This is a genomic window from Bacteroides sp. AF39-11AC, assembly GCF_003474285.1.
Lineage (GTDB): Bacteria > Bacteroidota > Bacteroidia > Bacteroidales > Bacteroidaceae > Bacteroides.
In genome coordinates, this window is record NZ_QROH01000005.1 from 172018 (window position 1) to 194064 (window position 22047).

Sequence of the window (22047 nt, forward strand, 5' to 3'; positions counted from 1 at the left end):
AGGCGGTAAATCCATGCGAGGAAATACCGCCTTTTACTTTGTATGAAGTTGTACTGTAATTTATCCTTTCCTACAGATACAGTCAGCCAGATGATCGTTGATGAAGCCCGCTGCCTGCAAGTGGGCGTAGCAAATCGTAGATCCGAAGAACTTGAATCCCCGTTTTTTCATGTCCTTGCTCATGGCATCGGATTCGGGGGATGATACCGGAATCTCACTCAATGACTGAAAGGTATTGATAATCGGCTTTCTATCGGGAAAGAACGAGAGTGTATATTCATAAAAACTACCGGACTCCTTTTGTATGGCGAGGAATAACCTTGCATTTGTGATAGTCGATTTGATTTTCAGGCGGTTCTTTACAATGCCATCAAAGTGCATCAGCCGTTCGACATCTTCGTCAGTCATTTGCGCTACCTGCCCGGCATCGAAATCACAAAAGGCTTTGCGATATCCCTCACGCTTTTTGAGAATGGTTATCCAACTCAATCCAGCCTGGGCACTCTCCAGCACAAGAAACTCGAACAGTGTCTTGTCGTCGGTCACTAAATTTCCCCACTCTTGATCATGGTATTTCACATACAGTTCGTCAGTTCCGCACCAACCGCAGCGCCCGTTTACTAAATCTTGCATAATTATAGTATTTATAATAAATGTACAAATATAGTTGATTCACAGCGTCGTGCCAAATTTCAATAAACTATTTACTATGGAAATTATTTTCCACTTTCCCCGGATTTTTTTATTTCAGATTCTTTTTGAAGAATACCTCCAATTTATCGAACGGAATAGCATTTTTTCCTCCACCGTCGTAAAGGTCGGTGTGTGAAGCATCTGGAATGATAAGAAGTTCCTTGTTGTCACGATAGTTGGTGTAAGAGGTCATATCGCGGTAAGCGTCTTCACTGAAATAGCGGGAGTGTGCTTTTTCGCCATGTATAATCAGTACGGCAGAGCGGATTTCTTTGCTATAGGCAAGAATGGGCTGATTCAGGAATGACATTGGACCGGTGACAGTCCATCCATCGTTGGAATTGCCCGAACGCTTGTGGTAGCCGCGCTGTGTTTTATAATAATCGTAATAGTCCTTCACGAACTGAGGTGCATCGGCAGGCAACGGATCGACCACGCCACCACCTTGTTCGTAATAGCCTTGGGCATACTCTTTGGTGCGCTGTGTGTTGAGTTGCCTGCGTTTCTCGTAACGGGCGTTTTCATTGTTGTCGGCATCAAAATAGCCATTTGCATTTACGCGGTTCATGTTGTACATTGTAGAGGCAACAGTAGCCTTGACGCGTGTGTCGATAGCAGCTGCATTAAGTGCCAGACCGCCCCATCCGCAAATGCCTATAATACCGATACGTTCCGGGTCAACATTGGGTTGAGTGGATAGAAAATCGATGGCGGCCTGAAAATCTTCCGTATTGATGTCCGGTGAAGCAACCCGGCGGGGTTCGCCACCGCTCTCACCTGTAAATGAGGGATCGAAGGCAATAGTAAGGAAACCCCGCTCAGCCATTGTTTGCGCATATAATCCGCTGGACTGCTCTTTCACAGCACCAAAAGGACCGCTTACTGCAATGGCCGCTAATGCGCCTTTCGCATCTTTCGGTTCATAAAGATCTGCCGCCAACGTAATTCCATAGCGGTTGACAAATGTCACTTTACGGTGATTCACTTTGTTGGACTGTGGGAAAGTCTTGTCCCATTCCTGAGTGAGAACCAATTCCTGTGTTTTAATATTACTTCCTCTCATTTCTTTTTGATTTTGTGCCTGAACGCCAACAACTGTCAGCATCAGAGGCATGATTAGCATTATTACTTTTTTCATTGTTTTTTGTCTTTTAATTCTACAATGCAAAGTTAACGCAAAAGCCCCGCAGCGGATTTGCTGCGAGGCTCAAAGAATCTTTCTCAGAAGCTCATTTTGCTATATCAATCGCAACTCACGGAAATTTATTGGGAGATAGCGGTGGGAGAGACGCCGAATTGCTTTTTAAAAGCCGTAGCAAAGTGGGATGGATTCTTGAATCCTACTTCCAGATAAACGTCCTGTACTTTCCGTGTGCCGGTTTTCATTTTCTCGTAGGCCGCTTCGAGGCGTTTGTGAATCAGCCATTTTTGCGGAGTAAGGGTGCTAATCTTCTTGAAATCCCGTTTGAATGTAGCCAAACTGCGTCCCGTAAACGTAGCTAAATCTTCCATACTGAAATCGTACATGTAATTTTGTTCCATGAATTCCAGAATGTCGATTTTCCAGGGCTCGTTGAAATCAAAAAGTGTAGGATAAAAGCGTTCGTCGATATGAAGCAATGCCAGGAGTCCTTCCTGCAATTTCAGGTTCATGAAATCATCCTGTGCCCTGAGTTTCTGGTTGAAATAAGGAATCATCGAAGTAAACAGACTGTCTATTTCCATACTGACAGGCAATTTAATCACGCTTGAGCCGACTTTGGGCACATTGTCCAGCGTTTTATCCGAGGGAAGTCGTTGAAACATCTCCCGCAGGAAACGCCGTGTAAACATCAGAAAAATACCGCAATACTGTTCGCCTTCGAGGGGTTTCTTAGTCAGCGTAACCCGGTGGTCGCGCCGGATAAATACACATTCACCTTTCCGGACATGGGTGATTTTCTTCCCGTCATCAATGAGCATTTCGCCTGAATAAACATAGTTCATGGCGTGCTCGCGGGATTTATGTACACAATGATTTTCGTCATTGTAGAAACAACTGAAAAATATATCCGCATGCCTGAATATCATCTCATCTCCATCGGTCGGGGCATTTATTTTATAATCCATAAGAACATATTTTAAGCGCTTTCTGCAAAAGTAGCATAAAGCGGAGAATTATTCTTTTGAAATCTGTTTTTTCTTTCTGATTGCGCTTCATTTCGCAAGCCTTCTTCTTAACCGATGTTTTATTCTCGCTTCTTATCTTTATATTTGTCACTGAGCATACTCATGCTGATTCTGAATGTTCCGCAATATGGATAGGTTCATCCCTTGGACTATTTTCTATTTGCCAATTCAATGGTTATCGGATTACAGCAATTATGAATACTCAAAAAACGAAAACGCAAAAATTAGTACCAACGGAATACAATGGTAAATGGGGCTTTTTAGATGCTGCGACAGGCGAAGAAGTCGTACCGTTTATTTATGACTATGCCCATGTTTTTTTCTGTAGAATTGGCATTAGTTAGGCAGAATGGTTGGTGGGGTTATGTGGATAAAACGGGGAAGGAGGTTATTCCTTTTGTATATGAGGACGCCCGCTATTTTAATAAAAATGGCAAAGCAAAGGTGAAGCTGAACGGCGAAACATTCTTTATAGATGTGAAAGGAAATCGGGCTGAATGAATATGGAAAATGACTTTAATAAGCTTATGATCGATAAGGGTGAAATTGAAGAGAAGATCATTGAATCGGGCAGACGTGAAATTGTGGCGGACTCCTTCCGAAGAAAACACGGCTTTAATAAAGGTGCTGTTAAGCAATGGGTTTAAGAAGAAAAGCGATGGGGATTACAGAAAAATAATTTAGAGAGCACCGTTCTTCATCATTTAGCGTGAAAAAGTTGCCGCTTTAAGTGTTTTTTCATTCTATATATCAACCTTTTCTGTTGTAAGCTGTTTCTCTGCTATTCACTTTAAAACCTCGTAGTTATGCTTACAACAATTTCATTGTTTTTCATCTGTTCGGGTTTCGTCATAGCCCTGATTATCGCCAATGATTTGGTACAGAATAAGCAATCCATGAAAATCATGAATGTTGTGTGGGTGCTTACCGCACTTTGGGCAAGTTATCTCGCTCTCTGGGCTTATTTTAAGTTCGGGATGGAGACTGCACAAAAGGAAGACGGTAAGGATATGACTATGGGGGCTGACATGAAAATGAATATGAGCATGAAAGATATGCCGATGGATATGCCTATGGGAAATATGGATCGCCCGCACTGGCAATCTATTGCTTTGTCGGCTTTGCATTGCGGTGCTGGTTGTACTTTGGCAGATATCATCGGTGAATGGTTTACATGTTATTTTCCAATCAGTATAGGTGGCAGCATGATTCTCGGCAACTGGGTATTCGACTTTATTCTGGCACTGACTATCGGGATATATTTTCAATTCTATGCTATAAGGGAGATGGAAAAAATATCTGTCTCCGCAGGACTCATGCGGGCATTCAAGGCGGACTTCTTCTCATTACTTTCCTGGCAAGTGGGTATGTATGGGTGGATGGCAATCGTATATTTTGTGATCTTCAAAGATATTCCGTTGGTAAAAGATACATGGGCTTTCTGGTTCATGATGCAGATAGCCATGCTGATAGGATTTGTATGTGCATATCCAATGAATGCACTGCTCATCAAATTAGGAGTGAAAAAAGGGATGTAGAAACGGGAACTTATTTATTTATCTTTTTCAGGATATTCCGTATGGTAGTCTTAACGCCTGTGGAGTAATATTCGGTATCTGCATTCTCTAATATGAGTTGCAGCTCTTTCAAAAGTTCCGGCTCAGACTTGCAAAGCTGGTATGCCATTCTGATGGATAATGCCTGCACACCGATACTTTCTTGCGGGGCCAACATATGATCCAGGCAATAATTTAGCAAATCGACAGAGACAGAATCGGATACGGGTACATTATATAATATAGATAGCAGTAATCGTTTGGAACCATCATGTTGGCAGACCAATAATCGCTGAATAATATCATCCAGCAATGGAACGAACCAGCCGGGATGCTTCTCACTTACTTTCTCACATGCCCATATAGCCCGCCATGAAACGACGATTTTATCATCGGAAATCAACTGGTATATATCTTTAAGATATTCCGGATGCAGGCATATTTCCTGCACCAGTTTATCTATTGATAACTTGCAAAGAGGCATTGCAAGGGTATTTCTGTATTCGTCGATTTTCTCCATATCATGCATTGTTTTTGCAAAGATAATGCAAGTAGAATGCAAAACTTTCATACTTGCGTGAAAAAGTGTTGCTGAGATGATGCTTGTCTTTTTCAGATATAAGGAAGTTCTGAAAGAGGGTAGTATGATTATAAAATAAAAGGCTGCCTTTTTGTTACAAAAGACAGCCCTTACAAAATATATGTATTCAGGGATTATGCAATACCATGAGCAGATACCTCCGGTGCAATCTTCTTAATCAGACCTTGCAGTACAGCACCCGGGCCACATTCTGTGAAGTCGGTAGCACCGTCTGCAACCATATTCTTAACAGTCTGTGTCCAGCGTACAGAAGCTGTCAGCTGAGCAACGAGGTTCTTCTTGATCTCTTCCGGATCAGTGTGAGGCAATGCATCTACATTCTGATAAACCGGACATTTGGGAGCGTGGATTTCAGTAGCATTGATGGCTGCTTCCAACTCAACTTTTGCAGGATTCATCAGCGGAGAGTGGAAAGCACCACCTACCTTCAAAGGTAAAGCACGCTTTGCTCCGGCAGCTTTCATCAGTTCGCATGCCTTGTTGATACCTTCGATAGAACCGGAAATTACGATCTGCCCCGGGCAGTTATAGTTGGCTGCAACGCAAACTTCACCTCCAGCGGTTACTTGCTCGCAGATTTCTTCTACTTTTTCATCGGAGAGGGCAATGATAGCCGCCATTGTAGAGGGCCGTGCTTCGCAAGCTTTCTGCATAGCCATGGCACGGGCATAAACCAGTTTCAATCCATCTTCGAAGCTCAATGCACCGGCAGCAACCAGAGCAGAGAATTCGCCCAATGAGTGACCGGCAGTCATTTCAGGTTTAAAATCATCACCCATACAAAGTGCGGAGATAACGGAGTGGAGGAATACAGCAGGCTGAGTTACCTTCGTCTGACGCAGGTCTTCGTCCGTACCGTTGAACATAATATCCGTAATGCGATATCCCAGGATATCATTGGCTTTTTCAAACAATTCTTTTGCTAAAGCGGAGTTTTCATACAAGTCTTTTCCCATTCCTACGAATTGGGCACCTTGACCCGGAAATACAAATGCTTTCATACTGTTCTTGTTTTAGTAGTTAATTAAAAAAGTGGTGCAAAGGTATAGCTTTTTCTGATATTGACCGCACAAACACAGTCATTTTGTGCAAATACATGAATATTATTACAGTAAATTTAAGTAAAAGATAAAAATATAGACTTACTTTTGTGGGCATAATAACATATAAACATTTTAAATAGAGTAAACAAAATGGCAGATATACAAAAATTACGGCGTTCCATTTCTAAAGACTTAATGGGACTGTATTATAAAAGAGCCGGTTATAGTTATCAAAAAGCAATACAGGCGTTGAAGAAAGATGAATTCTTATCCCAATATTTCGAAATAGCAGAGGAAGAAGATAAACCTTTTTTGGATTATATTTTTATAGAACTAAAATCAATTGATGAATTGGCGGAAGAGTTAATGCAGGGCATCTTATCCCAAATGAAGGAAGCAAAGGAAAGAATCGTTCTCCCAATATCTGAAATAATAGGTGTTCGGCTGAGAGGGCTGTTTGATAATTTAGGCCCACGCCTTTGGGAATCAATCATTGATAAGGTAGTTCAAGATTGGCACTTTAGGGAACTTTTTAAAGGGAGTGACTTGGGAGGTAATTATAAAATTGAAGATTATGATGATAAGTCTCTTATCTTGCATCGAATAACGACGATAGACATAGTTCCTAAGGATTTTCGTCTTTTTACGGCAGAGCAAAGAGAAAAATATATTCAGAGCCTTGTAGCTGAGCTTTATACGCAAAAAGAGAATTGGCACTTTATAAATACAAAGTTCGGACTTGATACGGATAATGAAGAAGGGATGGCTGATTACATGGCGTTTAGAAAAATAATAGATGAAAGGAAGAGGGTATACGGTATGATATCGGAGGCTTTTTATGTGACGGATGAACGCGGCTTCTGTCATTATATTGGGGAAGTGGCAGAAAAAGAAGAAGAGTATGACGAAGATGAAGATGAAGGATGGGAGGACTGATATTGTAATAAGATAGAGAAGAAAAAGTATTGTTTTACATAAATTATTTAGACCTTTGATACGTCCCCAAAATGATCTATCGCAGACTCGCATCTCCAGAGGTACGAAGAAACACATAGCATCACGACACATCATCAGATGGTTCCACTTCATGTGGTAATATTACCATCACTTTGATGCCGGAGCAAACAAAGCAACTATTTTATTAACTCTTCAAAAGCTAATTAATTATTATGGCAAAGCATTTACATAGGTAGCGCCCCGAGCAGTGGCGGTGAAAGTGGAGGCGATGGCGGTCTTGATGAAAATCCGTTGGGATAAAGGGCCCCTTTTATCTTTTATTAATAAAACGGGAAAACCGTTAACAAACATCCACCGTTAGACTAAACGTTAGTCTAACGGTGGATTTGCTTTCAGACCAAGTAGGGCAAGCAAACTCTCCTTATGAAGACTTTATAAGGCGGGAACATGAAAGCTGACTGACGGTGTGATTGAAACTACCGAATTATTCTTTAAGCATTATCAAATATATTTTTAGCAACTTCAAATAAAATACAATAAGAGGCACTTGTCCCTTTCATCCCTCCAACATACTAAAATCCTTAAAAATAAAGCACTTCGCTCTTATTGTATTTCCTACGATTAGGCACCTTCACTGTTTATCAACAATACATATTGTACTTTCAACGATAAGACCATATTTTGATATTGTAATAAGTACGATATGTATCATATTGAAAAATAGTGCTTTACAACATAGTAATTTTTAAGTTTCTATTGCTTGTATATTCAAAAAACCTATTTATATTTGCAGCGCTTAAACATGGATATTATGCAAAACATGGAACATAAAACCCCATTAGCGAACAATCATATCTCAGTGGACTGTGTAGTGATTGGCTTTGACGGAGAACAATTAAAAGTTCTGTTGATAAAACGTGTAGGTGAGGAGCAAGGTGAAATTTTTCACGATATGAAGCTTCCCGGAAGCCTGATCTATATGGATGAAGACTTGGATGAAGCTGCCCAGCGTGTGTTGAATGAACTGACAGGATTGAAGAACGTCAACCTGATGCAGTTCAAGGCATTCGGCTCCAAAAACCGGACGAAGGACCCGAAAGACATTCATTGGCTGGAACGGGCCATGGAATCGAAGGTGGAGCGTATCGTTACAATTGCTTACCTGTCATTGGTGAAGATAGACCGGGCGCTGAGTCGGAATCTGGCTGATTTCGAAGCATATTGGGTGGCACTGCAAGATATTAAGGCATTGGCTTTCGACCATAATCTGATTATTAAAGAAGCATTGGTATATATCCGCCAGTACGTGGAGATTAATCCGTCGGCCTTGTTCGATCTGCTTCCTCGTAAGTTTACGGCATCACAACTGCGTACTTTATATGAATTGATATATGGCAAGCCTATTGATGTGCGGAACTTCCACAAGAAAATAGCGATGATGGAATACGTTGTTCCATTGGAGGAAAAACAACAGGGAGTTGCCCACCGTGCCGCACGCTATTATCGATTCGATAAGAAGATATATAATAAGGTAAGAAGGTGAAGAGATTTATGATCCATCATAAGCGGAATAAATCATAGTTCAAGGGGCATAAATTTCAAACAAAATAAATCAAAAATCATAAATTAAAAGCATGTATTTATTAGGCTATGACATTGGAAGCTCGTCCGTAAAAGCGAGCCTGGTAAACGCCGAAACCGGCAAATGTGTATCTTCTGCTTTCTTCCCGAAGACAGAGGCGGCAATCATTGCAGTTAAACCGGGTTGGGCAGAACAAAATCCCGAAAGCTGGTGGGAGAATCTGAAACTTGCCACACAGGCTGTCATGAATGAATCGGGTGCAAACGCAGGTGAAATCAAGGCAATCGGTATCTCTTATCAGATGCATGGATTGGTATGTGTAGACAAGGACCAGAATGTGCTGCGTCCTTCCATAATCTGGTGTGACTCGCGTGCTGTGCCTTACGGACAGAAGGCTTTCGAAACGCTGGGAGAAGAGAAATGTCTCTCACATCTGTTGAACTCTCCGGGTAACTTCACTGCCTCTAAACTGGCATGGATAAAGGAAAACGAACCGGCCATCTACGAACGGATTTATAAGATTATGCTGCCGGGTGATTACATCGCTATGAAGTTGAGCGGTGAAATCTGTACCACTGTTTCCGGACTTTCGGAAGGTATGTTCTGGGATTTCAAAAACAATCGTGTAGCTGACTTCCTGATGGATTATTATGATTTCGATAGCTCTCTGATTGCGGATATCAAACCCACATTCTCCGAACAAGGTCGTGTGAATGCTGCCGCAGCAAAAGAATTGGGATTAAAGGAAGGTACACCGATCACATATCGTGCAGGTGACCAACCGAATAACGCTCTTTCACTGAATGTATTCAATCCGGGAGAAATCGCCTCTACAGCAGGCACTTCGGGTGTTGTATATGGTGTGAACGGTGAAGTGAACTATGATCCGAAATCACGCGTAAATACATTCGCTCACGTAAACCATACGGACGAACAAACCCGTCTGGGTGTGTTGCTTTGCATCAATGGTACGGGTATTCTTAATTCTTGGGTGAAACGTACGATTGCTCCCGAAGGCATCTCTTACAATGAAATGAATGTATTGGCATCACAAGCTCCTATCGGCAGTGCAGGTATCAGTATTCTGCCCTTCGGTAACGGTGCGGAACGCATGCTCGAAAACAAAGAAATCAACTGCTCCATCCGTGGCTTGAACTTCAATCTGCATGGCAAACAACACATTGTGCGTGCAGCTCAGGAAGGCATCGTATTCTCATTCAAATATGGTATAGATATTATGGAAGGTATGGGTATTCCTGTACAGAAAATCCATGCAGGCCATGCAAATATGTTCCTTAGCTCCATCTTCCGCGATACGCTGGCAGGTGTGACGGGAGCTGTGATCGAACTGTACGATACGGATGGTTCGGTAGGCGCAGCCAAGGGAGCGGGTATCGGCGCAGGTATCTATAAAGATAATAACGAGGCATTCGCAACGCTGGAAAAGCTGGATGTTATCGAGCCTAATCAGGCTAAACGCCAGGAATATGCAGATGCTTATGCACGCTGGAAATATCGTTTGGAAAAATCAATGGCAAAATAATGCTAACTTGACTCTCCTCTGAAAACGAGGGGAATTAGAGTAATACAGTTACAATCAAAACATAATTAACCCTTTAAAAATCAATTAAAATTATGGCAACAAAAGAGTATTTTCCCGGAATAGGAAAGATTAAATTCGAAGGTAAAGAGAGTATGAACCCGATGGCATATCGTTACTACGATGCTGAGAAGGTAATCATGGGTAAGAAGATGAAAGATTGGTTGAAGTTTGCTATGGCTTGGTGGCACACTCTCTGCGCAGAAGGTGGTGATCAATTCGGTGGCGGAACGAAACAATTCCCTTGGAATGGTGACTCTGACGCTTTGCAAGCGGCTAAAAATAAAATGGATGCAGGTTTCGAATTCATGCAGAAGATGGGTATCGAATACTATTGCTTCCACGATGTAGACCTGATTTCTGAAGGTGCCAGCATCGAAGAATATGAAGCTAATCTGAAAGCTATCGTAGCTTATGCAAAAGAAAAACAAGCTGAAACTGGTATCAAGCTGTTGTGGGGTACTGCTAACGTATTCGGTCATGCACGCTATATGAACGGTGCTGCTACCAATCCTGATTTCGACGTTGTAGCACGCGCTGCTGTTCAGATTAAGAACGCTATTGACGCTACTATCGAACTGGGTGGTTCAAACTATGTATTCTGGGGCGGTCGCGAAGGTTACATGTCTTTGCTGAACACTGACCAGAAGCGTGAAAAAGAACACCTTGCAAAGATGTTGACTATCGCTCGTGACTATGCACGTGCTCGTGGCTTCAAAGGTACTTTCCTGATTGAACCGAAACCGATGGAACCGACAAAACATCAGTATGACGTAGATACTGAGACAGTTATCGGCTTCCTGAAAGCTCACGGTTTGGATAAGGATTTCAAAGTAAATATCGAGGTTAACCACGCAACTCTGGCTGGCCATACTTTCGAACACGAATTGGCTGTAGCTGTTGACAACGGCATGTTGGGTTCTATCGATGCTAACCGTGGTGACTACCAGAACGGTTGGGATACTGACCAATTCCCTATCGATAACTACGAACTGACTCAGGCTATGATGCAGATCATCCGCAACGGTGGTTTGGGCAATGGCGGTACTAACTTCGACGCTAAGACCCGTCGTAACTCTACCGACCTGGAAGATATCTTCATCGCTCACATTGCAGGTATGGATGCTATGGCACGTGCTCTGGAAAGTGCAGCTAAATTACTGGAAGAATCTCCTTACAAGAAGATGTTGGCTGACCGTTACGCATCATTCGACGGTGGCAAGGGTAAGGAATTCGAAGAAGGCAAATTGTCTTTGGAAGATGTTGTAGCTTATGCGAAAGCTAACGGCGAACCGAAACAAACCAGCGGTAAACAAGAATTGTATGAAGCAATCGTGAATATGTATTGCTAATGATTAGCGGTGAGTGATTAGTGATTAGCAGTGTTGCTTATCACTAATCACTATCCCGTTAACCACTATCCTTTCTCATTTATCAACCTAATCTTTTTTATCATGAATGATGCTAACAATGGTAGTAAACTCTACCTGTATTCTATTACAACCGTTGCCATTTTGGGAGGCCTGCTGTTCGGTTACGATACGGCGGTAATCTCGGGTGCGGAGAAGGGCTTGGAAGCTTTCTTCCTGATGGCTACGGATTTCCAATATGACAAGGTGATGCACGGTATCACTTCTTCCAGCGCACTTATCGGCTGTGTGATCGGTGGTGCTCTTTCCGGTTTCTTCGCTTCCCGCCTGGGACGACGCAATTCGTTGAGATTGGCATCCGTGCTGTTCTTCCTGTCTGCATTGGGTTCTTACTATCCCGAATTTTTATTCTTCAACTACGGTGAGCCAAACATGGAATTGCTCATCGCATTCAATTTGTATCGCGTATTGGGCGGTATCGGTGTAGGTCTTGCCTCTGCCGTATGTCCGATGTACATCGCAGAAATTGCACCCTCTAATATTCGTGGAACGCTGGTATCTTGTAACCAGTTTGCCATTATCTTCGGTATGTTGGTGGTTTACTTCGTCAACTTCCTGATCATGGGCGACCACACGAATCCTATTATCGATAAAAGCGCTGAAGGTATATTGTCAGTGAATGCCACTTCGGATATGTGGAGCGTGCAAACCGGATGGCGTTATATGTTCGGTTCGGAAGCATTCCCGGCTGCATTATTCGGCTTCCTTCTTTTCTTCGTACCGAAGACTCCGCGTTATCTGGTGTTGGTACATCAGGACGAAAAGGCATATTCTATCCTGGAGAAGGTGAATGGTGCAAACAAAGCAAAAGAAATTCTGGCAGAAATCAAGGCTACTTCCAAGGAAAAGACCGAGAAGTTGTTCTCTTATGGTGTGGCAGTTATTGTTATCGGTATCATGCTTTCCGTATTCCAGCAGGCTATTGGTATTAATGCAGTATTATACTATGCTCCGCGTATTTTCGAAAGTGCAGGTGCTGAAGGCGGTGGCATGATGCAAACTGTTATCATGGGTATTGTAAACATTGTATTTACGCTTGTAGCTATCTTTACTGTAGACCGTTTCGGACGCAAGCCGTTGCTGATTATCGGTTCTATCGGTATGGCGGTAGGTGCATTTGCAGTGGCAATGTGCGACAGCATGGGAATCAAGGGTATTCTTCCGGTATTTTCCGTAATTGTATACGCAGCATTCTTCATGATGTCATGGGGACCGATTTGCTGGGTATTGATTTCAGAAATCTTCCCGAACACCATTCGTGGTAAAGCTGTGGCCATTGCGGTAGCTTTCCAATGGATATTCAATTATATTGTATCGTCCACGTTCCCAGCACTGTACGACTTCAGTCCGATGTTCGCATACAGTTTGTATGGCATCATCTGCGTTGCAGCCGCCTTCTTTGTTTGGCGTTGGGTACCCGAAACGAAGGGCAAGACTCTGGAAGACATGAGTAAACTCTGGAGAAAAAACAAATAAAATTCTCTCTCCTTTAATATCTTATAAATGTAAAAAGGTGCAATCGGTATGTTTCGGTTGCACCTTTTCTTTTTTGATAAATATAAGTTCGGAATCTTTAATTGAATACGTATCGCAGACCGATCTGAAGCTTCCAACATTCGCTGTAATTCAAGTTTCGGGTGAAGCTTTCGGTAGGATAATTACCGTCACTGTCTTTGTACATAGAGAAAATAGGAGTGTTGCTCTCATCCTTACCCTTATAGGTCAGAATTCGTCCACCATTAGCGCTGGACATGTTTTTCGTTACACCCCATTTGCTGTTCAGCAAGTTACCTATATTTAGGATATCCAGGCTGAGTTGCAGCGTATTCTTAGTTTTGCCAATCTTCACGAAGAAGTCGCGACTCCAACGGAAATCAAAGCGGTGTACCCAGGGAGCACGTGCCGAATAAGCTTCGGCATATTCGCCTTTATGCTTCTTCAGATAAGGATCTTGATTTACGAATTTCCAGAAAGCATCTGCATCTTCGGCACTTGTGAACTTGATTTCATCTTTAGTCTTCGGAATGTATATAAGGTCATTGGTTACGCCATCACCATTCATATCATTAGAGTACATAAAGCTATAGCCACTGGATGAATATCCGCTATAAAAGAGGCTGAAATTTGAAGATGTTTTCTTATTCAAATGTACGCGCCAGTTAATGGAAGCAACTACACGGTTGGGAGTGACATATTGCGAACGCATGAGTCCTGAGCTGTTCGGTCCGTTGATGGATGGAACGTTTGTCCAAGCGGAATTAGCATCCGAACCGGGCATACCACTGATTTCCTTTGATTCGGTATGAGTATAGGCTGCCATAATATTCACATTCTTGGCGGGCTCTGCCATTACGGTAATGTTACCTGTCCATCCCCAGCCTTTGGAGGTATTTGTTAATACGTTCGCGCTACTAATATTCGTGTGTTGCAGAAAGTTTTCGGGATAGATGTAACGATCATCCGGTCCGTTAAAACGCGACCATTTATCTTTATCCGGAGCCTGTACATTGTAGTTGTATTGGCGTACCGCATTGATATCCTTAGAGAACATTCCTTCCAATGTAACTGTCAGAGGGAAAGAAACAGGCAGTTGGTAATCCAAAGCCAACGACGTCTTCCAGACCTGTGGCATCTTGAAGTCAGAATCTATACCCACTACAGAGCTTGGCAACACACCTTCTTCCGGACTGATAGTAGTAGGAAGTCCCAGTGTCGAAATCATCTGGTTTACGTCCGTTATCATATTACCTTTCAGCAATTCCAGGCGGGGATCACGACTGGTTACAACACCATCCTTATATCTGGTGGTAATGCTTACCAGATTTTGAATCATACCCGAGTTGGTAGGCATATTTGTAAAGAACACCAGAGGAATACGCCCGGTGAAGAATCCTGATCCACCACGCACTTTTAACGTCTTATCATTGAACACATCCCAGGTGAACCCTACACGTGGAGAAAATTGCAGTTTGCTATCGGGCCATGCACCGGTATCAATATGCATACCGTTGAAGTTCAGATCGTAGATAGCCTGATTGCGCATAATATCATTCAGGAAGCTGAGATTGTCCATACGTATACCGGCAGTCAATTTAAAGTTATCGCGTATGTTCCATTCGTCTTGCAGATAAACACCTAGCTGACCGAATTTCACATCCGCAGAAGGTTTTGTATTGCCATTGTACCCATAAGCCAAGGCAAATGACTCAGGTGCAGCTCCATTCTTGAAATCTTCGAAGCTGGAATAGCGATAATATCCGGTTCCGTTGCGCATGTATGAGTTTCCGGCTTTCTGACGTTCGTAACTGATACCTGCCGTCAGTTTATGCGCTCCCAGGTAATAGGTGAAGTTATCCACAATAGTCATAACCGTATTCTTCACCAGGTTGTTATAGGTAAACAACTCGTAACCGGCGGTCATGTAAGGCTCTAATATCTGATTACCGTTTTCGTAGTGTCCGGCCATAATATCAATGAAAGGGAAGGGGCTGGAGTTCGTTCCGCGTTCATCCTTCATGTCACTGTATGTAAACAACAGCTGATTGGAAACATTGGAAGAGAAACGGCTGTTCAATTCAGCAGTAGCCGAATTTACAACGTTCTGCAAAGAATAGCAAGAGTTTGCATAAGACATGGAGTAAGCCGAAACACGATTGTATGCCAAACGATACCCGGTATTTCCCGAACTTCCATTGGGTGCGTCCCAAGTTTTGTTATTAGTAAAGTTATAACGTACGCTCAACTTGTTTCCCTGATTAATATTCCAGTCAATACGCCCCAATAATTTCAGGTTGGTGACATCGGCAGGAAAATCTGTGAACGAACCGGTATTGTATCCGTATTTGTCTTTCAGAATCTGGGAAAATTCCGCCAGATCAGCTTCTGTTGTTCGTGAAATCGTAGAGTTATTCGGAGTTTCTCCTTCTTTTGCCGCACGCCATGTAATCACTTGCTGCGGACTTTTTTCATATTCTACATTTGCAAAGAAGAACAGCTTGTCTTTAATGATAGGACCGCCAAATGTAGCACCGTAAACAGTCTTAGACTCTTCGGCACGTGCGCCGAAATCAGTATCACCAATTTTGTTACCGCGCATCACTTCATTGTTGAAGTACATATATGCGCTACCACTGTAAGCGTTTGTACCCGACTTCGTAATGGCATTGATGCCTGCACCGATAAAGTTTGCCTGACGTACATCGTACGGGGCAATCACCACCTGTACTTCATCAATGGCATCCAGCGAAATAGGATTTCCACCGCCTGGCAAACCAGACGACAGACCGAAGTTATTATTCAAGTTCGCACCATCTACCGTGAACGTATTTGAGCGTCCGTCACGGCCTCCAAAACTGTTTCCTGACGCATACGGGGAGATGCGGGTAAAGTCGCTGATACTGCGGTTAATACTGGGCAATGTGGTGAGTTGTTCAGAAGAAATATTGGTAGTGGCTCCTGTCTTTTCAGCACTGAACTTTGACCTGCTGGCCGTAATGGTGATTTCTCCCAATAATTCCGAAGCTTCGTGCAGGGTTACATTCAATGAATAAGTTTCACCCAGTTGCAGCTGGATGCCTGTATAGATTGCCGTCTGATAACCGATATAAGATACCGTCACCTTGTAAGGACCACCGGAGCGCATACCTTGCAGACTGAAACGCCCGTCTACATTGGTAACAGTACCGTAACTGGTTCCGGAAGGTTCGTGTACGGCTACAACCGTAGCGCCGATGACAGACTCTTCGTCAGCCGTCACTTTACCACTCATTCCGGCAGTAGTTACCTGTGCTTTGAGCATTCCTGTAAGGGAAAGCAAAAGCACAAATAGGAATAGCATCTTTTTAGCCATAATTTTTAAAATTTAAGTAAGGAATAAACTGAAAGTTGTAGAAAACGCCACAAAAGTATAAAAAAAGCAAAATACTCTTATTCCTAAAGTGTTAAATCCTCATTTCTTTTTTATTGCAAAATCCGTCTTTCGCAAAAATGTGCACTCCGAGAGACAATGTATAAGTTTAAACCGTACCTTTGCAGCGGATTTAACTTCTGGTAAAAAAAGAGACATTATGGACTCATTGAAAATCAACAAAGTACAGTTGCGTAATTTACAGATAGAAGACTATGAGCAACTGGCGCAATCATTCACCCGTGTATATACGGATGGCAGCGATGTGTTTTGGACACACAAACAAATTGAAAAACTCATCCGAATTTTCCCCGAAGGACAGATTGTAACCGTGGTAGATGAAAAGATTGTCGGCTGCGCACTTTCCATCATTGTGAATTACGATGATGTGAAGAACGATCATACTTATGCACAGGTGACGGGTAAAGAAACCTTCAACACCCATAACCCTAAAGGCAATATATTATATGGTATTGAAGTCTTTATTCATCCCCAATATCGTGGGCTTCGCCTGGCACGCCGTATGTACGAATATCGCAAGGAGCTTTGCGAAACTCTGAATCTGAAAGCTATTATGTTTGGCGGGCGTATACCCAACTATTATAAATACTCGGATCAACTTCGCCCGAAAGAGTATATAGATAAGGTAAAGCAGAAAGAAATTTTCGATCCTGTATTGACCTTTCAGCTTTCCAATGATTTCCATGTACGCAAGGTGATGCGCAATTACCTGCCGAATGACGAGGAATCCAAGCATTATGCTTGCCTGTTGCAGTGGGATAATATTTACTATCAGGAACCTACAGAAGAATATATTGCACCGAAAACCACCGTGCGCGTAGGGTTGGTGCAGTGGCAGATGCGTAGTTATCAGACACTGGATGACCTGTTTGAACAGGTAGAATTCTTTGTGGATGCCGTATCCGATTATAAGAGTGATTTCATTCTTTTCCCCGAATACTTCAATGCTCCGCTGATGGCAAGATTCAATAATGAAGGGGAGTCACAGGCCATTCGCGGATTGGCGGCTTATACAGAGGAGATTAGAGAACGATTTGTAAAGTTGGCTATCAGTTACAACATCAATATCATTACGGGTAGTATGCCGCTTATTAAAGAAGATGGACTTTTGTATAATGTCGGTTTCCTTTGTCGCCGCGATGGTAGTTTTGAGATGTATGAGAAGTTGCACGTCACACCTGATGAGATAAAAAGTTGGGGATTGAGCGGTGGAAAGGCTTTACAGACATTCGATACGGATTGTGCTAAGATTGGCGTACTGATTTGCTACGATGTGGAATTCCCGGAACTATCCCGTATTATGGCAGACCAGGGTATGCAGATTTTATTCGTTCCTTTCCTGACGGATACGCAAAATGCTTACTCACGCGTAAAGGTATGCGCCCATGCCCGTGCCATTGAAAATGAATGTTTCGTTGTCATTGCCGGTAGTGTAGGTAATCTTCCGCGTGTTCACAATATGGATATTCAGTATGCACAGTCAGGTGTATTTACTCCCTGCGACTTTGCATTCCCGACGGATGGCAAGCGTGCAGAAGCCACACCGAATACAGAAATGATACTGGTATCTGATGTGGATCTGGATTTATTGAATGAATTGCATACTTACGGCAGTGTGCGCAATCTGAAAGACAGGAGAAACGACTTGTATGAGGTAAAGATGAAGAAATAAATCATTTCGTTGCTTTCCGTACGATTCTACTTTATCTCGAACCTCACCAGCATCGAGTAATTCAGTTTTATCGTACGGAAAGCATCGTAAGCTTCTGCCTGTGATGAACTCACATTGCTCTGAGCTGCAAAATACCGGGGATAACCTGCGCTTTCCTGCGGTTCGACAATGCGAATGACATCTCCCAGGCGTTTGCCTAATGCTTCCACCAAATATTCTGCTTTCTTTTTTGCGGCTTTCAGTGCCTCTATCTTGCTTTGTTGCCGATAGACTTGCATATCCTTGTTTTTCAGTTCCCCGATACGCATGTAGTTGATGCCTTTCGTATCGATAATCTTTAGAATCTCATCTATCTGATTAAAATCGGTCAATGTAATTTAGGGTTCATACGGGAAATACTTCATCCTGAGATGATGGCAGAGTACGCGACCTGAAAGACAAAAGAAGTGACTTATAATATAAGTATTTATCTCCAACACTGCGCATCACGGTTACTGATTGCTCGGATTGTTGGATAATATTTCTTCATAGATATTATGTTATCATATATTTCAGAATGAATTATTTTCTTTTTTAATGAAATAAAACAATTCTGAATTTGTGACATTTAAAACAGCTTATTAATAACCGCAAACAACGTTTTTAAAGAATAACCAGAATGTTTTTTAAGAATGTATCCAACGTTTATTAACAGCACAGAAATGAGCTTTAATTCCTGATTCAATATATGTCAACAAAAAAGGTGGCAAATCCTTGTGAGGAAATACCACCTTATCTTCTTTTTTGCTTATTATTATGTCCGAATATCTGAAATAATTATAATATTTAATTTTCTAACGAGTAAACCACCCATAGTTATCCGGCAAACAGCTTGCTCTAAATGAAGCATCTGTCAAATTAATGCACCGTTTAAAAGTTTCCGAAAAAGAAAGAATAACTATTGCCATTTTACCAAGGGTTTAGGTTTATAATAAAACTCAGCTTAAAGTTTCTACAAAGATACAACATCGGAAAGGCAAAATCAAGTATTTCGACTGATACTTTACATTTTACCAGCTATCTTCTAATTTATCTTTCCCGATAAGTGCCATCACCCGTTTTTTATAAAGATCCGCTGCCAGGGCAATATTCTTTTCCGCATCGGGTGTTCCCATACCATACACCACGAAAGGAGTCTGCCATACCATCCCTGCATGCACAGCACCACCCTGATAAGGACGCAAAAGTTCATCCACCGTGAAGCGATTTCTTCCTCCACTTCGGTACGCATCAAATTCAGAACCGGTAGTGGTAGCCACCAACAAAGGTTTACCGGCTACTGCCGGAGTTTTTGCCAAATAGGTAAATATCCCGTCCTGCCATTTCTTTAATAAAGAGGGTGCCGACATCCAATAAAACGGGAACTGGTATATCACCGCATTGGCATGAGATATAATCCGGCTCCATGCATCCATATTGAGAATATCTTGCTCTGACATCTCGTATAGATTAAATATAGCCACATCTTCTATATCCTTTATGGCATCAAACAGGGCTTTATTGGCTTGTGAGTTTTCCATGTTGGGGTGTGCCAGAAGTACCACAACCTTTTTTAGATCTTTGTCCATACTACTATTTTTGATGTTTTGTTTGGGTGAATAAATAATTGCGACAGGCAAAAATAAGTATAAATTGCGTAAAAACGATAGAATCGGACAAAATAAAGTGAGCAGAATCTTTTCTCAACGTCCTACCTGCCGTTGCTGTTCGGCATTATAACGGTCTCCCACCACCGGAATGGTAGCAACTGCCACTTCCAGTTCTTTCCACTCTTCGGGCGAAAGGGCAAATTCCAACGTTCGCAGATTTTCTTCCAAGTGCGACAATTTCGTCGTTCCGGGAATCGGTACGATCCACGGCGCTTTCTGCAACAACCAGCCGAGTGCCACCTGTGCCGAAGTCATGCCCCGCGTGCGACCGAAGGCTTGCAGTGCATTTACAATACGCATATTCGCCCGCATCGCTTCCGGTTGGAAACGCGGTAAAGTCTGACGGTTGTCGTTGTTCGAATCAAAAACCGTGTATTCGTTAATGCAGCCACCCAAAAAACCGCGATTAATCGGACTGTATGGAACAAAGCCAATGCCCAATTCCCGGCAGGTATCAAGTACTCCATTATCCTCCACAAGACGGTGCATCAAGTGATATTCGCTCTGAATGGCAGTGAGCGGACATACTGCATGGGCTTTACGAATAGTTTCAGGGCTGACCTCGCACATTCCCCAGCGTTGTACCTTGCCCTCTTTCATCAGATCGGCAATAGTCGATGCCACCTCTTCCGCCGATACATTCGGATCGGCACGATGCTGATAGAACATCGGCAACGAATCGAGTCGGAGACGACGGAGTGATTCTTCACAATAACGACGGATAGTCTGCGGACGGCTGTCTTGCCGACCGGTTCCCTTGCCATTGATGACTTCATGTCCGAATTTGGTGGTTACATTGATCTTTCCTTTGAACTCGGATAAGGCTTCCCCTGCCAGTTCTTCATTATTCAGCGGCCCGTAGATGATGGCTGTATCGAAGAGTGTCACCCCACGATCCACCGCTTCGTGCAATAACCGGATGCATTGCTTCTTGTCCGGATGCTGGCTGCGGTTATAGGTCATGCCCATCACACCGAAGCCAAGGGCTGAGACCTCGAAGACCGCCTCGCCGGTACCCAATACGCGATGGCCCGTAATATGTGCGGCATCGGTATCTTTGCCGGATGTTTCTGGTTGTTGTTTCGTTCCGGCCGCAAAAACGTTGTCTAATCCGCCGGGCATGGCCAATGCTGCACCCGCTAATGCCGCCGTCTTAAGGAACCCGCGACGGCTGAGATTCTTTTTATTCATTTCTTCCATGATCCTGATGTTTTAATGTTCGGGTGCAAATTTACGAAGAGAGCCCCGCAACAATTTTGCTGCGAGGCTCAAAATTCTTTGTTATAAAGCTCATCTCACCAAGATGGTGCAACTCCGTAATTTTCCTTATATATTTTGGAAAAATGCGACAAATTCTTGAAGCCTACATCAAAACAAGCCTCCGTCACTTTCTTTTTTCCCGACTTAATTAAATCATGCGCTGTTTCCAAGCGTCGTTTGATAATCCATTTCTGCGGCGTAAGGTCACTTACTTTGGCAAAGTCCCGCTTGAAGGTAGCCAAACTGCGTCCGGTATAACTTGCAATTTCCTTCATCGAGAGATCGCACATATAATTTTCATTCAGATAGTCAAGAATGTCTATTTTCCACGGCTCGACGAAATCGAACAGTGAGGCATAGAGATTGCGGTCAGTGTTGAGCAGTACATAGACTCCTTCGATCATTTTTAGTTTCAGCACTTCTTCCGATGGCTTTTCGCCTGCATCGAAATAGGGGATAACCGATTCAAACAGCGACCGGATATCCGGCCTGTTGCTTGGCAGTACACGGAGGCTTACTTTTTCGCGTTTGGAATCAACAGGGAGTTGCTGGTGGTTGAGTGTCTGATAAAATTCTCTCAAGAAAGCCCTCGAAAATTTCAGCACGACAGAACGGTAAGGTTTATCGTCCCCGACTTTTTTCTGTAACCACATCCGGTTGTCACGCCGCATAAAGGCACAATCTCCCGGGTGCAAAACGGTTTTCTTTCCCCGTTCTTCAATTTCCAGTTCTCCGGAACAGAGGTAAATGAGCGTATGTTCCCTGTTTTCGTGAGCACATCCCCGGTCGTCGGTGAAGTAACTTGCTATAAGCACGTTTGAGCAGTCGAATACATCTAATTGTTCCATAAATATCAGCCTTTTATTTTT

At 42.9% G+C, this 22047-nt stretch carries 17 protein-coding genes and 2 pseudogenes; 9 read left to right on the forward strand and 10 right to left on the reverse strand.

The genetic code is table 11. The features are described 5' to 3' along the window. Positions 1-60 precede the first annotated feature (60 nt). The 3 genes from DW036_RS11870 to DW036_RS11880 all read right to left on the reverse strand — a co-directional run bounded on the left by DW036_RS11870 (position 61) and on the right by DW036_RS11880 (position 2802). On the reverse strand, positions 61-633 hold the full coding sequence (locus DW036_RS11870; protein WP_118464563.1) for a DNA-3-methyladenine glycosylase I: 573 nt from the start codon (positions 631-633) through the stop codon (positions 61-63). Positions 634-742: 109 nt separating this feature from the next. Further along, a complete protein-coding gene (locus DW036_RS11875) occupies positions 743-1831 on the reverse strand; it encodes an alpha/beta hydrolase (protein WP_369906423.1) in 1089 nt (362 codons plus the stop codon). 125 nt (positions 1832-1956) lie between these two features. Continuing rightward, positions 1957-2802, reverse strand: a complete 846-nt coding sequence (locus tag DW036_RS11880; protein ID WP_118464565.1) for an AraC family transcriptional regulator — start codon at positions 2800-2802, stop codon at positions 1957-1959. Between the two features lie 324 nt (positions 2803-3126). Between DW036_RS11880 and DW036_RS25955 the strand changes: the two genes are divergently transcribed. From DW036_RS25955 to DW036_RS11895, 3 genes and pseudogenes are all read left to right on the forward strand, one after another. Then, a complete protein-coding gene (locus DW036_RS25955) occupies positions 3127-3363 on the forward strand; it encodes a WG repeat-containing protein (protein ID WP_369906425.1) in 237 nt (78 codons plus the stop codon). Positions 3364-3407: 44 nt separating this feature from the next. After that, positions 3408-3546, forward strand: a pseudogene (locus DW036_RS11890) (GNAT family N-acetyltransferase); the annotation flags it as partial. A 122-nt stretch (positions 3547-3668) separates the two neighbouring features. Beyond that, positions 3669-4400 carry a DUF4396 domain-containing protein gene (locus DW036_RS11895; RefSeq protein WP_187374605.1) on the forward strand — a complete coding sequence of 244 codons (732 nt, stop codon included), beginning with the start codon at positions 3669-3671 and terminating at the stop codon, positions 4398-4400. A gap of 10 nt (positions 4401-4410) precedes the next feature. Here the strand turns inward: DW036_RS11895 and DW036_RS11900 are convergent, their stop codons facing one another. Continuing rightward, complete coding sequence (locus tag DW036_RS11900) at positions 4411-4938, reverse strand: hypothetical protein (RefSeq protein ID WP_369906428.1); 528 nt, start codon at positions 4936-4938, stop codon at positions 4411-4413. Between the two features lie 194 nt (positions 4939-5132). Next, on the reverse strand, positions 5133-6020 hold the full coding sequence (gene fabD / locus DW036_RS11905) for an ACP S-malonyltransferase (protein ID WP_118464567.1): 888 nt from the start codon (positions 6018-6020) through the stop codon (positions 5133-5135). Positions 6021-6212: 192 nt separating this feature from the next. Between fabD and DW036_RS11910 the strand changes: the two genes are divergently transcribed. The 5 genes from DW036_RS11910 (at position 6213) to xylE (ending at position 13107) form a co-directional block, all read left to right on the forward strand. After that, positions 6213-6998, forward strand: coding sequence for a hypothetical protein (locus DW036_RS11910; RefSeq protein WP_118464569.1), 786 nt, complete (start codon positions 6213-6215; stop codon positions 6996-6998). Positions 6999-7830: 832 nt separating this feature from the next. Beyond that, on the forward strand, positions 7831-8562 hold the full coding sequence (locus tag DW036_RS11915; RefSeq protein ID WP_118464887.1) for an NUDIX domain-containing protein: 732 nt from the start codon (positions 7831-7833) through the stop codon (positions 8560-8562). A gap of 91 nt (positions 8563-8653) precedes the next feature. Next, the gene (locus tag DW036_RS11920) at positions 8654-10144 is read left to right on the forward strand and encodes a xylulokinase (RefSeq protein WP_118464571.1); all 1491 of its coding nucleotides are present in this window, start codon (positions 8654-8656) and stop codon (positions 10142-10144) included. Positions 10145-10236: 92 nt separating this feature from the next. Further along, positions 10237-11553, forward strand: a complete 1317-nt coding sequence (gene xylA / locus DW036_RS11925; RefSeq protein WP_118464573.1) for a xylose isomerase — start codon at positions 10237-10239, stop codon at positions 11551-11553. Positions 11554-11655: 102 nt separating this feature from the next. After that, positions 11656-13107 (forward strand): D-xylose transporter XylE, encoded by a 1452-nt coding sequence (gene xylE / locus DW036_RS11930; RefSeq protein ID WP_118464575.1) that lies wholly within the window; start codon positions 11656-11658, stop codon positions 13105-13107. 97 nt (positions 13108-13204) lie between these two features. Here xylE and DW036_RS11935 read toward each other — a convergent pair whose 3' ends face one another. After that, entirely contained in the window at positions 13205-16480 is a 3276-nt protein-coding gene (locus DW036_RS11935; RefSeq protein ID WP_118464577.1) for a TonB-dependent receptor domain-containing protein, read from the reverse strand. 217 nt (positions 16481-16697) lie between these two features. On the opposite strand from DW036_RS11935, the gene DW036_RS11940 reads away from it, so the two are divergent. Then, on the forward strand, positions 16698-18230 hold the full coding sequence (locus tag DW036_RS11940; protein WP_118464579.1) for a carbon-nitrogen hydrolase family protein: 1533 nt from the start codon (positions 16698-16700) through the stop codon (positions 18228-18230). Between the two features lie 26 nt (positions 18231-18256). Here the strand turns inward: DW036_RS11940 and DW036_RS11945 are convergent. The 4 genes and pseudogenes from DW036_RS11945 to DW036_RS11960 form a co-directional block, all read right to left on the reverse strand. Continuing rightward, positions 18257-18607, reverse strand: a pseudogene (locus tag DW036_RS11945) (SIMPL domain-containing protein); the annotation flags it as partial. A 672-nt stretch (positions 18608-19279) separates the two neighbouring features. Continuing rightward, positions 19280-19837 (reverse strand): NAD(P)H-dependent oxidoreductase, encoded by a 558-nt coding sequence (locus DW036_RS11950; protein WP_118464581.1) that lies wholly within the window; start codon positions 19835-19837, stop codon positions 19280-19282. Between the two features lie 114 nt (positions 19838-19951). Then, on the reverse strand, positions 19952-21118 hold the full coding sequence (locus DW036_RS11955) for an aldo/keto reductase (RefSeq protein WP_118464583.1): 1167 nt from the start codon (positions 21116-21118) through the stop codon (positions 19952-19954). Between the two features lie 95 nt (positions 21119-21213). After that, positions 21214-22026 (reverse strand): helix-turn-helix domain-containing protein, encoded by an 813-nt coding sequence (locus DW036_RS11960; RefSeq protein ID WP_118464585.1) that lies wholly within the window; start codon positions 22024-22026, stop codon positions 21214-21216. Positions 22027-22047 lie beyond the last annotated feature (21 nt).

Excerpts from the sequence above, each read along its gene's own strand:
- DW036_RS11870 (WP_118464563.1), bottom strand. The coding sequence starts at position 633 with ATGCAAGATTTAGTAAACGGGCGCTGCGGTTGGTGCGGAACTGACGAA.
- DW036_RS11875 (WP_369906423.1), bottom strand. The coding sequence starts at position 1,831 with ATGAAAAAAGTAATAATGCTAATCATGCCTCTGATGCTGACAGTTGTT.
- DW036_RS11880 (WP_118464565.1), bottom strand. The coding sequence starts at position 2,802 with ATGGATTATAAAATAAATGCCCCGACCGATGGAGATGAGATGATATTC.
- DW036_RS25955 (WP_369906425.1), top strand. The coding sequence starts at position 3,127 with ATGCTGCGACAGGCGAAGAAGTCGTACCGTTTATTTATGACTATGCCC.
- DW036_RS11895 (WP_187374605.1), top strand. The coding sequence starts at position 3,669 with ATGCTTACAACAATTTCATTGTTTTTCATCTGTTCGGGTTTCGTCATA.
- DW036_RS11900 (WP_369906428.1), bottom strand. The coding sequence starts at position 4,938 with ATGGAGAAAATCGACGAATACAGAAATACCCTTGCAATGCCTCTTTGC.
- fabD (WP_118464567.1), bottom strand. The coding sequence starts at position 6,020 with ATGAAAGCATTTGTATTTCCGGGTCAAGGTGCCCAATTCGTAGGAATG.
- DW036_RS11910 (WP_118464569.1), top strand. The coding sequence starts at position 6,213 with ATGGCAGATATACAAAAATTACGGCGTTCCATTTCTAAAGACTTAATG.
- DW036_RS11915 (WP_118464887.1), top strand. The coding sequence starts at position 7,831 with ATGCAAAACATGGAACATAAAACCCCATTAGCGAACAATCATATCTCA.
- DW036_RS11920 (WP_118464571.1), top strand. The coding sequence starts at position 8,654 with ATGTATTTATTAGGCTATGACATTGGAAGCTCGTCCGTAAAAGCGAGC.
- xylA (WP_118464573.1), top strand. The coding sequence starts at position 10,237 with ATGGCAACAAAAGAGTATTTTCCCGGAATAGGAAAGATTAAATTCGAA.
- xylE (WP_118464575.1), top strand. The coding sequence starts at position 11,656 with ATGAATGATGCTAACAATGGTAGTAAACTCTACCTGTATTCTATTACA.
- DW036_RS11935 (WP_118464577.1), bottom strand. The coding sequence starts at position 16,480 with ATGGCTAAAAAGATGCTATTCCTATTTGTGCTTTTGCTTTCCCTTACA.
- DW036_RS11940 (WP_118464579.1), top strand. The coding sequence starts at position 16,698 with ATGGACTCATTGAAAATCAACAAAGTACAGTTGCGTAATTTACAGATA.
- DW036_RS11950 (WP_118464581.1), bottom strand. The coding sequence starts at position 19,837 with ATGGACAAAGATCTAAAAAAGGTTGTGGTACTTCTGGCACACCCCAAC.
- DW036_RS11955 (WP_118464583.1), bottom strand. The coding sequence starts at position 21,118 with ATGGAAGAAATGAATAAAAAGAATCTCAGCCGTCGCGGGTTCCTTAAG.
- DW036_RS11960 (WP_118464585.1), bottom strand. The coding sequence starts at position 22,026 with ATGGAACAATTAGATGTATTCGACTGCTCAAACGTGCTTATAGCAAGT.